This is a genomic window from Bacilli bacterium, from assembly GCA_035326105.1.
Lineage (GTDB): Bacteria > Bacillota_I > Bacilli_A > RFN20 > CAG-826 > UBA7706.
Genome location: DAOKYO010000002.1, coordinates 454,984 through 469,601, shown reverse-complemented (window position 1 = coordinate 469,601; position 14,618 = coordinate 454,984). Strand labels below are relative to the sequence as shown.

Sequence of the window (14,618 nt, the reverse complement as noted above, 5' to 3'; positions counted from 1 at the left end):
AACGAAGGACCTTTTTCGCTAAAGGGTCCTTTTTTATTACTCTTTTCCCGGAGTATGGTAAAATACCGATAGAGAAATAAATTATGAAAATCAGCATTGCTCAAATTAAAGTCATACCAGGTCAACCAAGCATTAATCTGTCAACGATAGAACGTTTTGTTAACGAGGCCAAAGAAAATCAGGCCGATATCATCGTTTTCCCGGAAATGTGTGTCGGAGGCTATTTTATGAGTGATCGCTACCTCGACCACGATTATTTGGCTTATTTGGCTTCCTTTAACGAGAAGATTAAAAATCTATCAGCTGATATCGGCATTATTTGGGGCAATGTCTCGATCAATTCCATCGACGGAATCAGCCGGGGACGGGATGGACGACCCGCCTTGTTTAATACGGCTTTTTTTGCATGCAACAAACAATTTGTTATGCGGGAAAGTGGAAAATATGCTGGCATATATGTTAAGCACCTAAACCCTGATTATCGCGTATTTGATGATTCGCGCTTCTTTTTAAGCGGCTTAGAAATCATGCGTTTCAATAATAATCTGCACTCGGAGATGCTTAAACCATTTATTTTTACCTTGCGCGGGCAAACTGAGCGTATCAGTCTCGAGATATGCGAGGATTTATGGGATGATGATTATCCTTTTAAAACAACGGATGAGATTTTAATGGGGAATCCCGACTTATTAATAAATATCTCATCATCGCCCTGGACGCTTGATAAAGAAAAAGCTCGGGAAAGACATTTGAGCAAGAAAGCCCGGGTGACGACCGTTTATGTTAATGCGGTTAGTCAGCAAGACATCGGCAAAAACATTCTCTTATTAGATGGGGGATCGATGGTTTTTTCGGCCGACGGTAAGAAAATTGCTTTTGCCAACGATCGATTTAAAGAAGAAAATTTATTGGTGGACCTTAGCCATCCAATTTTAAATGGTTGTTCGAATCCACATACAAAGTTATTTGATGCGCTTATCTTTGCGCTACAATCATTTGATGAAGCGATGTTTAAAGGTAAAGTAAAATGGATTATCGGCCTTTCGGGGGGGATTGACAGTGCTCTGAATGCCTCCTTATTAACCTATGCTTTTGGGTGTGACCGCGTGCTCGCTTATAATCTTCCAAGCCGTTACAATTCAACTTCAACCATAAGTAACGCTTCGTCGATTGCCGGTGCCCTCGGTATCAAGTTGGTTACCAAGAGTATCGAACCCTTAATTCAGGCGACCAAAGACTTATTTGAGCATGAAGTGGCGGTCGAGGTCGAAGAAAATATTCATGCACGCCTTCGCGGCCACCTTCTTTCTTCCTTTGCTCAAGATCAAAAAGGAGTAATATGCAATAACGGCAATAAGCTGGAGATTGCTTTGGGCTATTGTACATTGTATGGCGATACTATCGGGGCGATATCGCCCCTTGGCGACTTAACTAAGATGCAGATAAATTCCTTGGCCGAAGAGATGAATTCCATCCTTGGACGTGAAGTAATCCCCGTTAATCTTATTGCGCGCATCCGTAAAGGAGTACCATTTTATGAACTGCCTCCGACCGCTGAATTAAAAACCAATCAGATTGATCCGATGAAATGGGGATATCATGATTGGCTGTTAAATCGACTGATGAGTTTTCCGACGCGTGATATTTCGCAACTTCTTACCGACTATGAACAAAGTAATTTACCGGAAGAAGTAGTCAATCTTTTAAAGTATTACCATCTAGACAACGAAGAGGCTTTTATTGCCGATTTAAAATGGTTTTTAAAGATGCTTGATAACAGTTATTTTAAGCGCATCCAGATGCCTCCTATCGTCACCATTAGTCGCGGTTCTTTTGGCTTTGACTATCGGGAAACGCAGTCTAAGATTGAAGAGTTTATCGAGCAATTAAAGTAAGAAAAAAGATAATGTGAAATCAAATAAGAAGAACTCTCGTTTCCGAGAGTTCTTTACTATTATTACCAAATTTTCACGCGTTTATCTTTCTCGATAAACATTCCGTCCTCGGTCTTCAGATTATAGAAATTGATAAAAGGCTCAAAATTTTTAAGTTGAACATCGCACCTTAAATAGGTAGGAGCGTGCACATCAATATTGGTCAATAACTCGACATAAGCCGGATTGGCTTTCATTCTCCAAATGGCAGCCCAGCCCGCAAAGAAGTCTTCGCTCTTAAACTCGGCGTGACTTTTGCCGGCTTCATATGCACAGGATAAGCCTCCGGCATCGGCGATATTTTCGGTAACGGTTAATTTACCATTGCATTTAGCTTTCGTTCCGGGCACTTCTAAGCCATCGAAAAGCGCAATCATCTTTTCGGCTTTTTCATTAAAGCGTTTAAAATCTTCTTCTTTCCACCAATTGTTGATATTCCCATTCTCATCGATTGATGCTCCGTTGGTATCAAAAGCATGGGTTATTTCATGAGCAATTACGGCTCCAATACCGCCATAATTTGCTCCCTTAGCTTGGTTAAAATCATAGAATGGACTTTGAAGAATGCCAGCCGGGAAAACAATAACATTGGCATTTGGATTATAGTAAGCATTAACGATATGCGCTCCCATACCCCAAAGTTTTTTATCAACTTCCTGCTTATAGGTGGCGAACTCTTCAACAATGGCAAGTTGATCAAAGGCTAAGTAATTTTCAGCGTATGTTTTGTTTTCCGTAAATTTGTACTTATTAAATACGCTGTGTACTTTGTCTGGATAGCCGATCATAGGAATAATTTTATCTAACTTTTTTATTGCTTTTTCGCGGGTTTCAACGGACAGCCATTCAATTGTCTTGAGGCGCTTTTGATAGACGTGAATAAACTCACGGACCATAAGTTCGACGTCTTTTTTCGCTTCTTCGCCAAAATAACGATGACCAAAATAGAGCCCAACTATGTCGCCAAATTTATCGGACAAGGATTGAAAGGTAAATTTTTCGAAACTGGTAATCTCCTTTTGTCCGGTCAACATTTGTCCATACGAAGCCACTAATTTTCGCAAATCATCGGTTCCTACTCCGCTTGATGAAAGATTGAGGACAGTTTTAACAATGTACCAGGCCTTAATTATAGATATATCGGCGCCGATAAGGTGGACGAAATTTTCTACATAGCGAGGGTCGGTGACGATTACTTCGGGAACCTCTTGTTTTACAACCAAATCCAGTATCCGTTTTAAATTAAAGGGGGCAACCTTTGACTCTAAATCAGTAAAAGAGAACGGGTTATAGTTTGCAATGTAATTTGATTGTTCTTCGGCGCTTTTTGCTAAAGGAACAAGAAGTTTATCAAAGGCCAAAGCCTTAGCGATTACTTCATCGGCATTATCAATGCCGATTTTGGTGAATAATTCCTTAACAATTTCCATTAGTTTTTGAAGAAGCAGTTGACCTTTTTCAAAGGCCGGAGAGGATTCGTCATAATAGCTTTTCTCGGGTAAGAATAGATTGGGCATGGATAAATACAAAGTGTTAACGGAAGCATTCTTCATATCAGAATAAATGCTCAATGAAAAAATATTCGGTAACCCTTCTAAAATAAAATCAGAAGTTAATTTTTCTAAATCAGCTATGGTTTTGACTTTCAAAATACGGGCGACATAATCTTTAATAAAATCATTGCCATCGGCTTCCCGTTTCTTTGTGTCCAAAGCCTGGCGGTATAATTTAATAAACTGATCAAATAAAGGGTCGCTATAGACAGTGGAATCGACACCTTTTTTAGCAAATTCGGCCAAATCTTTCATCAAAACTTTTTCGTTATTAATAAGAATTTCCACGAAAGCGCCGGTGAGCGGCTTATCATCGGGAATTTTGGCCTCTTCAAGCCATTTTTGATTTTGATGCAGATAAAAATCATCTTGGGGACGGATATTAGTCATTTTGACTCCTCTTTTCTTAATATATATTTACTACGCTATTTAACTTATTCTTTCTAAACGCCACTATTCCACCTATAAGGGGGATTAAAAGCTATGAAAGTGGTTACATTAGCAACTTATCGCTAATTATTCGATGTTTTAGTCGGTAGATATTCGGCATTAGATTTAAAAAAGCATATTAAATTATAGATTCGGTTGATTGTGTTAGGATAAAAAAGAGGTAAGAATATGGACACTTTACGCAAAGTTAAACGCATTTTTAATGGTTTCGCTTCCCATGATGGAGCGGGAGTTAAATTATTTCGGGTTATCGGCTATTACGGGTATGACCGCGACTTGGATCCTTTTCTTCTCTTGGACAGTTTTGATTCAACTAATCCGGCCGACTATATCAAAGGTTTTCCTTTTCATCCCCATCGGGGAATGCAGACGATAACTTATCTTGTCAGCGGAAAAATTGAACATGAGGATAGTCTTGGAAATAAAGGGACGATAAATGACGGCGACGCACAATATATGACATCGGGCCGTGGCATAATTCATCAGGAGATGCCAAAACCGTCACCGCATATGCTCGGAGTTCAAGTCTGGGTAAACTTACCGGCAAAAGATAAGATGTGCGATCCTATATACGGCAATATCGAAGCAAAGAATGTCCCGCTGATTAGGGAAGAGGGTAAGGAAATCAGAATTATTTCCGGCGCCTATCGACAATATAAATCTCCATTTCAAGCACAGTATGTCCCAACTAATATTTTGGATGTCGCGTTGGAACCAAAGGCGAGTTTCAACTTTTCCAGTGCGAGCGACACAACTCTTTTTCTATACTTATTTAGCGGTAGCTTATCACTTAATGATCAAAAGCAACATGCCAAAGGAAAAGATGCGGTTCTTTTCACTTCGGGCGACAGAATAATTGTTAGTGCAGATGAAGAAGGGGCCCGTTTTCTTTTATTTGAGGGAAAGCCTCTTCGGGAACCGGTAGCATGGTATGGACCGATCGTGATGAATACTCGGCAAGAGTTGGAAGCGGCTTTTGACGAATTGGATAAAGGGACGTTTATCAAGAAAAAGTGACATTCGGTCATCTAGATAAAACAAACAAAAAAATTACCGAAAGGTAAGCGGTTTTTTGTGGTGGATTTATCGGCGAAGCGTATAATGAACATTTGTGAGAAGACAAAAGTATTTATGAAGAAATTTTTGAATCAATTGTTGAAATTCTTGTTGGTTATTATTCTAGCCGCGTTAGTTGGAGCAATCGTCGGAGCGGTGGATGCTTTGTTTACGCAAGGAGTCGAAGAAATCGCCTCGTTAAATATTCATCACGTATATATCTTTACTCCCTTTCTTCCGTTAGCCGGATTATTAATCGTTTTCATATACCAAAAATCAGGCGATAAAACCCGAGGAGGATCTTCATTAATTTTTAAAGCTGCGCGCTCAAAAGATGATCATGTTCCTTTACTTATCGTTCCCATGGTCATTATCGGAACATTTTTGACGCACTTATTCGGCGGCAGTTCAGGCAAAGAAGGGGCCGGCATTCAAGTTGGCGCGGCGATAGGCAGTAACTTTGGTCGTTTGTTTAAAATAGATGATCTCGGGCAGATCCTTCTGATTGTAGGTATCTCCGCCGCCTTTTCCTCCTTGCTTGGAACCCCGGTAGCCGCGATATTTTTTGCCGCCGAAATCACAACCATCGGCCTAGGTAAAATCAAGGCTTTGCTTCCAAGTGCTATCGGTTCGGTATCAGCTTTTATTATCAGTCATTATTTGGGTTTTGAAAAAATGAGTTTAGGACCGATTGCGATTCCTGATGTCAGTGTTTTTTTGCTGTTTAAAGTAGCAATAATCGGAATTGTTTTTGGCGTTTTTGGTTTTCTAGTAGTAAGGGCTTTTAGTCAAAGCCACGCTTTATTTAAACGCCTCATTAAAAATCCATATTTACGGGTATTCGTATTTTCTATTCCTTTGGCCCTACTTTTGATTTTTTGGCACGACGGCAGGTATTCGGGATTAGGTACTAATCTTATCCTGGCTTCGTTTAATGGAAGCCAAGTTTATTGGTATGATTTTTTGGCAAAAATGGGGCTGACCATAATTACTTTGGCGATTGGGTTCAAAGGGGGAAAATTAATACCGATATTTGCTACGGGAGCGACCTTAGGAGCCGTGATTGCCCCTCTATTCGGCATCGATCCGGTCTTTGGTGCGGCGATTGGAGTAATAGCACTTTTTGCCAGCACGACCAACTCGCTGATTTGGCCTCTTTTCTTTGGCGCCGAAATGTTCGGTTATCAATACATGCCGTTCTTTATAACTGTAGCCTTAATCAGCTACTTATCCAATTTTGATAGTTCGATTTATAGTCAAAAGAAGATTGATATGGTTAAAATGATTGAGAAAAATTATATCGATCCTACCCTCAACGAAGACATTAAGTAAATTAAGTCGGTTTAAATTTTTTTTCTTTGATATAATGCACCTAACGGAGATATATTATGAGAAAGAATTTTTTGCTACTATTGTCGACTTTTTTACTACTAGCCAGTTGCAGCGTTAATCCGAAGCCCTCAGACGAATCCGGTTTTTCTTCCGAAAATTCGAGCCTTCCTTCGTCCAGTCAAGTGAGCGAAACTACTTCGGAAGAAACAACCAGTGAGACTTCTTCAGAATCATCCGAAGTCAATACTTCCGAAGATTCATCTACTAATTCAAGTGAGTCAAGTTCATCGGAAGAACCACAATTTATGAATTCAATCAGCGATATATATACGCTGATTAAAGCCGCGCCACTTGATGACAAGGGAAACAGTGAAGGTCAATATATCGCTTTCGTCGGTCAATATGTCGCTCAAATATCGGCCTCGAACATGGGACTTTTCTCGGATGAAAACGATGTTATTCAGGTCTATGGCAAAAAGAGCTTTTATAAGATCGGGGTAGGAAATTATTATACCGTATATGGCTATGCCACGGCATATAAGTACAAGCCATCGGTTAATCTTTTAAAGATGGAAACCAAGCCGAGCGACAGTCATAATTTGGATTTACCAGCAAGTGAAGAGGCGACAGTTTCGTCACTAAAAAATTACCATCGCGACACCTTGAATATATTTAATCAGGTTTATCACTTTGAGGGATTCCTTGATTTTAAAACTTGGAGAAGCAATGACAAGTATGTTCTTATCGATAATCTTGGGGATAAAATATACGACCCAAGTGCCAGATCATCGGATGCCCTTTTCATCTACAATCACGATGAAGATCTGTACGATGAAGACTGGGTTCTTGCCGATTATTATAACGCTAAAATTAGCGTTGACTTTGTTGTTGTTCAATATAACACCACCTTCTTTACCTGGCAGATTTTTATCTTTGATGAGACTGTAAGCTTGGTAGGCTAATCAATAAAAAATAAATTAAGCCTTCTATTTATTTAGAGGGCTTTTTCTTTTCTGAGAAAATCGGATAAGAAGTGATTTTTTACGATATTTTATATGATATAATTCCAATATGGATAAGAAAAGTGGTGGCTATTTTTTTCAGCGCAATGGCCTATTTATCGCTTTAGGGATAATATTCTTTTCGCTTTTAATTTCAATTGCCGGTCGGGAAATTTACATGCGCTTATCGTATGAACTGCACGAGGTTTATACGGCGGATAATAGTTTATATTTCGCAGTTGGCAAAGGTATGCTTCATGGCTATGCCCCCTATCGTGACTTGTATGAAAATAAGCCGCCGATGGTATTTCTTCTTTCGGCCATCTCCTATGCTCTAACGGGAAATTTTTATCTAGTAAACATAATCTGCTTTGTTAATATCATCATCTTGATTGTTTTGCCGCTGGTTTTCCTATGGAAAAATAAGACTGATAGTTCGCTTTTGACCACCTTACTATTGGCTTTTGCCATATTAACCATAAGTCTCCTTTTGGCTTTGTATGGGGAAGCCAGAAGCGGAGAGGGACAAGTTGAATTATATGGGGCGACTTGTTTGGTAATTTATTTTTTCTTGGCCTTATCAACTAAAAAAGAGGCAAAGTTCTATCACCCGATGATCGTTTTCAGTGGAATTTTCTTAGGCATCGCGGTTATGTTTAAAGAGCCGTTTGCCATTATTGCCCTAGTCGGAGCATTGCTTTTGTTTAATGACAAGAAAACATTTTTAAAGCGGGTGATTTGGCCGGGAATTTATGGAATTGTTACGGCATTGGTTATTCTATTGGTGAGTAGAAGTTTACCTTATTACTTCACGATTTATCTCAAGACGATGTTTTCTAATTACGTAGACGGCGGGGAATCATTTGCAGTTGCCGCTTTTAATGTCAAACGCATAATTGCTGATTTAGGCAGTTACTCCCTTTTACTTCCGGCACTGATAGCTCTGGTTTACTTTTATAATATCGCGCGCGTGATTATCAACCTTATCAAAAAGCCGAACCTACCTACCGTTATAAATTTATTAGGGCTTTTCCTTCTTCCATTTATTGCCTCGTATTCAGTCAGCATAGGCGGACATTTATATAATCATCACTTTGTAACTCCGCTTCCTCTATATGCGCTGATTATCTTGTACTCGTTAACATTTAAAACTTTTCCGTATGTCGCTAAGAGTATGACGGCCAGCGAACTTCAATTTGAGGGTCTGTTTTCTTTACTCCTTGTCAGCCTAGGCATCAGCAGTTTCGCCGGTAACAGTGTTTTTAATTACTACCAAGCCACGATAGAGAATACAATTATCATGAAACAAAAAGCCCGATATTTAGATGAAGTTCTCGACAGTTTAAATGTCGATCGTTTTCTCTATATAGGTTTTAACGGCTTTACGCCTTATGCCTATTCCACCCATGATCCTTTGGGACCATCGTTTGCGCAAGATCCCAATAACTTTAAAGGGGAAGAAAACTATTTTGTCACCGGCTTTTTCGATGCTCTTTTCGAAACGGAAGTCATCGTCTATAGTCGTAACACATTAGGTGTGTACTATGCCGAAGCAATGAATTATATATATGCAAATTTTACGACATCTAGCCCCAGTGAAATTCTGCTTCTGGATAGGCCAAGCAGTTTTAATGAAACATTATTTTTTCGTCAAATTTAGCAACTAAAGCTTGCGTGCAATCAACAACCACGGCGATTAATATAAAAGCATAAGGAGCAAGGAAAATGATTGATATGAAAGCCGTTGGTAATAAAATATGCTATTACCGTAATGAGAACGCAATGAGTCAAAATCAAATCGCAGAGCAACTGTTTGTCAGTCGGCAAGCGATAAGTCAATGGGAACTTGGCAATGCCTTACCATCCATCGACAATCTCATTGAACTGGCAAAAATATTTCATACCTCATTCGAAGATCTCTTATGTTTGAATGAAAAAGTGAAAATTGATGCCGATGATTTTTTTAGTGGACACTCCCGCGATTTTATCATTCGTAAAATCGTCGACGGAAGTCTGAAAGTCGATCTGGTTGAAAAATTTTATTTATTTTCGAGTCCAGAAAGAATGATTATTCTTAAGGCTATAAAAGAAAAGAAAATCACAATTAATTACGATAAACTCCGGCCCCGCTTAGCGCAGGAAGAACAGGTTTATCTAGATAGTGGGGTGAGTCATAATGGCACTATTCGGCAAATCACGGTCCATCGATGAAGCTTATGATGTCGCCAAAGAGGAAATGCTTGAGCACGCTAACCGTAATGCCAATTTCCTTGTAAAAAATTTAGTCGTAAATGGCTATCAAACTTCGATAAATAATTACCAGTTATGGAGGAAATAAAAATGAAAATTAAGTCAAATCGAATAATGTCCATTCTGCCCTTTTTAGAAGAAGAGGAGTTGGACGAACTTGTAGATAAAATTGTCCGCTCGGAAGATGGAGAATATGAAGGAATCAATATGACTGTCCTGATGCCGTTTCTTGATTCAGAACAGGCCGATCGAGTGTTTATTAAAATGGTTCAAATCAAGCGCGGATATCAAAGTTGCGCTCCGTTTGTTAGTGAGGAAGCGCTAGATAAGGCTGTCGATATGTATATTGCCAAAGAAATTGATATCGATATTGTGCCTCTTGCTCCATTTATGGATGATGAGAGTATAGGAAAACTGCTTTTGGCGGTTTCGAAAGATCCCAGTTATTCGGTTTCATTAGATGCTTTACTTCCCTTTGCCGATTCCGACGACCTCGATGCCTCTTTTGTCAATTATGCCCGACAAGGCAAAGATATCAAAAAATGGCTGCCCTTTGTTAGTGACGATGCAATTCACGAACTAGTTGATGCTTATGTAAAAGACGAAATAAGCAATATCGACATCGATGCCATGTATCAATTTTTAGATGATGATGATATTCGCAAAGTTTTTCGATATCATATGAGTCACAGTGATGATCAAGCAGATGACGAAGAAGAGTAATAGTATTTGCTAAAGGATGCCTTCGCTTGGCATCCTTTTTTATATACCATTAACCAGGGGAATCTAATTTTTATTTATATTGATATCTATAGCGGAAAAATACTTTTGATAGTGGTATCATAATAACGAGGCCCAAGATTATGAAAACATCAATTTCCAAGCAAACTTTATCACCCAAGACAATGGACATTGTCCTTAAAAGTCAGCAGGGTGAAGTCACTGAAAGCATAATATATTCGAAAATTGCTCGTCGTTGCAAGGACGAAAAGAACCGAGCTATATTAGAGAAGATTTCGCGTGAAGAAAAACAACATGGTGAAGTATGGAAGCAATATTCCAATCAAGAGGTTAAACCGGACAGAAGAAAAATAAGAAAGTTTACCTTTATCAGTCGTTTATTTGGGTTTACGTTTGCTCTGCGCTTGATGGAGAATGGCGAGCATCGCGCCCAGGGAGTTTATGATCAGTTGAGCAAAGAAATTCCCGAAGCTAAAGAGATTGAACGTCAGGAAGAAGAGCATGAAAATGAATTGCTCTCAATGCTGGATGAGGAGCGCCTGCAATACGTGGGGGCTATTGTCTTAGGACTTAATGATGCTTTGGTGGAATTAACCGGAGCTTTGGCGGGATTTACCATTGCCTATGGAACGCAGATTAAACTCATTTCCCTTTCGGGATTAATCACCGGCCTAGCCGCGGCTTTTTCGATGGCGGCTTCTGCTTTTTTGTCGGCGGATGCCAATGAGGATAAGAACGCCCGTAAATCCGCTGTATATACGGGTATAGCTTATTTAATAACGGTTATTTTGCTTATTCTTCCCTATCTTATCTTTGGGTGGCTGGATATTCCCTACGGCCAATGGTATGCGCTGGGTATAATGCTAGCCGTGGTAGTATCGATTATCGCCCTCTTTAATTATTATATTTCGGTTGCCAAAAATTTAAAATTTGCAAAACGCTTTTTCCAAATGATGTTTATCAGCTTAGGAGTAGCCGCCTTTTCTTTTCTCATTGGCCTACTGGTAAAACAGGTTTTTGGAATCAGCCTATAAAGGTATAAAAAAATGAATATTCTCAACGTCAGCAATATCCGAAAATCTTTCGGATATACGCTTCTTTTTGACCACATTTCTTTTCAGGTTAACGACGGCGATCATCTCGCCATAATCGGTGAAAACGGAACCGGCAAGTCGACGATATTAAAAATGATAATCGGCAAAGAGGAAATTTCTCTTTCCGATGTTGGCGAAAAAGGAACTGTCGTCATCGCTAAAAATCGACGCGTAGGTTACCTATCGCAGGACGTCATCAGTTCTATCGACAATACATTATATGCGGAAGCGGCGCTCGTCTTTCAAGAAGTCATCAGCCTTGAAAAGGAAATAGGCGCCCTTTCCAAAGCCGTCGCTCGCGACCCCAATAATACGGAATTGATCAATCAACTTGGGCGCAAAATGAACTCTTTTGAAGCGCAAAATGGGTATGATTATCATTATAAAATTGATACAATGCTGCATAAGTTTAATTTCTCCGACGAAGATTTTCAGCGACCAATATCGACTTTTTCCGGTGGCGAAAGGACTAAATTGGCATTCGCAAAATTACTCTTAAATGAACCGGATTTGTTAATCCTCGATGAACCGACAAACCATTTGGACGTATCAACAATCGATTGGCTGGAGAATTATTTGAAGTCATACCACGGAGCTATTCTTTTCGTTTCTCACGATCGTTATTTTATCAACAATGTAGCCAATCGGATTATTGAACTAGAAGACGGAACGATCGAAGAATATAGTGGAAACTTCGATTATTACTTACATGAAAAGCAACTGCGATTCGACTTAAGAAAACGCCAATATGAAATTCAAAGACGGGAAATAGAAAAGATGGAACGCTTTATCGCCTTCTATAAGCCCAAGCCCCGCTTTGTTTCCCGAGCTAAGGACCGGGAGAAAAAATTGGCGCGAATTCAAAGAATTGATGCCCCAAAAACGAAAACCAATCATTTGAATTTCAACTTTGAAGGCGAAGGCCGCGATAATAAGAAAATTATGGAGTTCATCGATGTTGATTTCGGCTATGATGATCCGTTGATAAAAAATGTAAGTGGTCTCCTTTTTGGTCAAGACAAGTTGGCGATCATGGGCGATAATGGGGTTGGCAAAACAACAATTCTGAAGACTATTCTTCAAAGCATTATGCCTTTGCGTGGTCGCATTCGGGAGTTTGGCCAGTTACGAATTGGATATCTTCAGCAAAATGATTTCGCCTTGGCAAGCGAAAAAGATCTGCTGACCTATCTTACGGATGAATTTCCCGCATTGGGTGAAAAGGAAGGGCGTAATCACCTTGGTAAGTTCGGCTTTTACGGGGACGATGTTTTCAAGAAAATATCCGTTCTTTCGGGTGGGGAAAAAATGCGGCTCATTCTTTCCATCATCGTCTTAAGAAAATATGATTTATTACTTTTAGATGAGCCCACCAACCATTTGGACTTGATGAGCCGCGAATCGCTTATCGAGGCGATGCAAAGTTTTGAGGCGGCGATTATCTTTGTTTCGCACGATCGGTATTTTATCGATATGGTAGCCAATCGTATTCTCTATATCCGTCGCGATGGCTATTCCTTCTTCGATGGGTCATATCAAGAATTTAAGCCTCAAGAGGAGAAAATTATCGAAGCCCAATCCAAGAAAACTTCTCCGTCGATTGAAAAGAAAAATACCGGCGCTGTTTTAAATTATAACCGCATCAATAAAAAGCGAATTCCCATTATCGAAAATCGTCTTCGTGAAATTGAAAAAGCCGAGTATTTGGAAGAAAACTATATGGATCATCAAAAAATGGCGGTTTTAGAAAAAGAAAAGACCGAGTTGGAAGCAGAGTATCTTTCGCTTTTGAGCGCGCTTGAAGAAGACAGCTAAATTCGTTATATTTATTATAGTTGAGGATTGGATATGGATCTGTTTCAAAAGCTGTTATTTGTTTTTATGTTTGGCGCGGTTTTGGGATGGCTTTTGGAGTTTGCCTTTCGCTCACTTAAGAGTCGTCGCTTTATCAACCCCGGCTTTTTAGTCGGCTTTGCGCTGCCAATATATGGGGTGGGAGCAACTATCCTTTATTTAATATCTTCTTTTGAGATTACCTTTATTGACAAGTCCGCGGTTTATTTTCCGTTTTTGCTTTTTGCGCTGACGACCTTAGTGATGACACTTATCGAGTTAGTCACGGGTATTTTCTTTTTGAAAGTTTATCATACACGGCTTTGGGATTACACCAAGATGTGGGGAAACTATAAGGGGATTATTTGTCCTCTGTTTTCACTGATTTGGGGTTTAATATCGATTGGATTTTACTACTTATTATTTCCCTTAATGAACAGACTGATTGCTCAATATTTTATCGGTTCTTATCAATTGATATTTTTGGGCTTCGCTTACGGCGTTTTTGCGGTTGATGTTGGTTACTCATTTGATTTATTTGGTCGCATTCGGAAAAAGGCTTTGGAGTTGCGGAACGAATTTAATTATGAAAATTTAAAAGTAAAAGCTAAGGAATTTTTAAACAAGAAGCGGGGGCAGACGCATTCGCCGTTTCTGTTCCGCCTGTATACGAGTGTAAAGCGCTACTTGATTGAAAATGACGAAAATGCATCCCACAAGATAGAAAAAGATTCTTCAAAGGATAAAAACAACCAACGGTAGATAGGAAAAACAACCCTTGGTTTATAAAAAACAATGATTTACAACTACTAATCGCTGTTTTTTACTTGAAATAACCACCAAAATATAATTGTTTTCAAAGAGGAAACAACAATGGAAGAAAAAGAAACATTTGCCAGCAGATTGGCGGGCAAGCGAAAAGCCAAAGGCTTTACCCAGGAGCAATTAGCTGAAAAAATGGGAGTATCCCCTCAAGCGGTCAGTAAATGGGAAACAGGAGCAAGTTATCCGGATGTCACTTTGCTGAGCGATTTGGCTACCGTGTTAGATACGAGTATCGATGAATTGCTGGGAAAGAAAGAACCCGCTCCCGAAGTCGAAGTCGTAAATTTAGAAGAGCGCAAAGATATAAATAGTATGTTCTTGCGGGTAAAAGTCGTAGATACGGATGATCGGGTTTCAATCAATCTTCCGATGAGTATCGTCATCGCCGCATTAAAAGCCGGAGCCAAACCAACATTCTCTGGAAATGACACGCTTAACAGTATCGACTTTAAAGCCATTATTGATTTAGTCGAGCAAGGGGTCGTAGGAAAGATAATGGAAGTAAACAGCAAAGATGGCGCGACTGTCGAAATCTACGTTGAGTAGGTG

The 14,618-nt window shown here is 39.5% G+C and carries 13 protein-coding genes; 12 read left to right on the top strand and 1 reads right to left on the bottom strand.

What is annotated here, in order from left to right:
* The first annotated feature begins 83 nt into the window (after positions 1-83).
* Positions 84-1,895: an NAD(+) synthase gene (gene nadE, locus PKC96_06655; protein ID HMM00995.1), complete on the top strand. Its 1,812-nt coding sequence runs from the start codon at positions 84-86 to the stop codon at positions 1,893-1,895.
* Between the two features lie 62 nt (positions 1,896-1,957).
* Here the strand turns inward: nadE and PKC96_06650 are convergent, their stop codons facing one another.
* Positions 1,958-3,877 carry a M13 family metallopeptidase gene (locus tag PKC96_06650; GenBank protein ID HMM00994.1) on the bottom strand — a complete coding sequence of 640 codons (1,920 nt, stop codon included), beginning with the start codon at positions 3,875-3,877 and terminating at the stop codon, positions 1,958-1,960.
* Positions 3,878-4,105: 228 nt separating this feature from the next.
* Here PKC96_06650 and PKC96_06645 point away from each other — a divergent pair, with 228 nt between their 5' ends.
* The 11 genes from PKC96_06645 to PKC96_06595 all read left to right on the top strand — a co-directional run bounded on the left by PKC96_06645 (position 4,106) and on the right by PKC96_06595 (position 14,615).
* The gene (locus tag PKC96_06645; protein HMM00993.1) at positions 4,106-4,954 is read left to right on the top strand and encodes a pirin family protein; all 849 of its coding nucleotides are present in this window, start codon (positions 4,106-4,108) and stop codon (positions 4,952-4,954) included.
* A gap of 114 nt (positions 4,955-5,068) precedes the next feature.
* Positions 5,069-6,325, top strand: a complete 1,257-nt coding sequence (locus tag PKC96_06640) for a chloride channel protein (GenBank protein ID HMM00992.1) — start codon at positions 5,069-5,071, stop codon at positions 6,323-6,325.
* Positions 6,326-6,381: 56 nt separating this feature from the next.
* Complete coding sequence (locus tag PKC96_06635) at positions 6,382-7,287, top strand: hypothetical protein (GenBank protein HMM00991.1); 906 nt, start codon at positions 6,382-6,384, stop codon at positions 7,285-7,287.
* 109 nt (positions 7,288-7,396) lie between these two features.
* Positions 7,397-8,986, top strand: a complete 1,590-nt coding sequence (locus PKC96_06630; protein ID HMM00990.1) for a hypothetical protein — start codon at positions 7,397-7,399, stop codon at positions 8,984-8,986.
* Positions 8,987-9,051: 65 nt separating this feature from the next.
* Positions 9,052-9,537 (top strand): helix-turn-helix transcriptional regulator, encoded by a 486-nt coding sequence (locus tag PKC96_06625; GenBank protein ID HMM00989.1) that lies wholly within the window; start codon positions 9,052-9,054, stop codon positions 9,535-9,537.
* On the top strand, positions 9,503-9,664 hold the full coding sequence (locus PKC96_06620; protein ID HMM00988.1) for a hypothetical protein: 162 nt from the start codon (positions 9,503-9,505) through the stop codon (positions 9,662-9,664). Before PKC96_06625 ends, PKC96_06620 begins: the two co-directional genes overlap by 35 nt.
* A 2-nt stretch (positions 9,665-9,666) precedes the next feature.
* On the top strand, positions 9,667-10,299 hold the full coding sequence (locus PKC96_06615) for a hypothetical protein (protein HMM00987.1): 633 nt from the start codon (positions 9,667-9,669) through the stop codon (positions 10,297-10,299).
* 140 nt (positions 10,300-10,439) lie between these two features.
* Entirely contained in the window at positions 10,440-11,351 is a 912-nt protein-coding gene (locus PKC96_06610; protein ID HMM00986.1) for a VIT1/CCC1 family protein, read from the top strand.
* Between the two features lie 12 nt (positions 11,352-11,363).
* Entirely contained in the window at positions 11,364-13,226 is a 1,863-nt protein-coding gene (locus tag PKC96_06605) for an ABC-F family ATP-binding cassette domain-containing protein (GenBank protein ID HMM00985.1), read from the top strand.
* 33 nt (positions 13,227-13,259) lie between these two features.
* Complete coding sequence (locus tag PKC96_06600) at positions 13,260-14,006, top strand: putative ABC transporter permease (GenBank protein HMM00984.1); 747 nt, start codon at positions 13,260-13,262, stop codon at positions 14,004-14,006.
* A gap of 111 nt (positions 14,007-14,117) precedes the next feature.
* Complete coding sequence (locus PKC96_06595; GenBank protein ID HMM00983.1) at positions 14,118-14,615, top strand: helix-turn-helix transcriptional regulator; 498 nt, start codon at positions 14,118-14,120, stop codon at positions 14,613-14,615.
* The last annotated feature ends 3 nt before the right edge of the window (positions 14,616-14,618 follow it).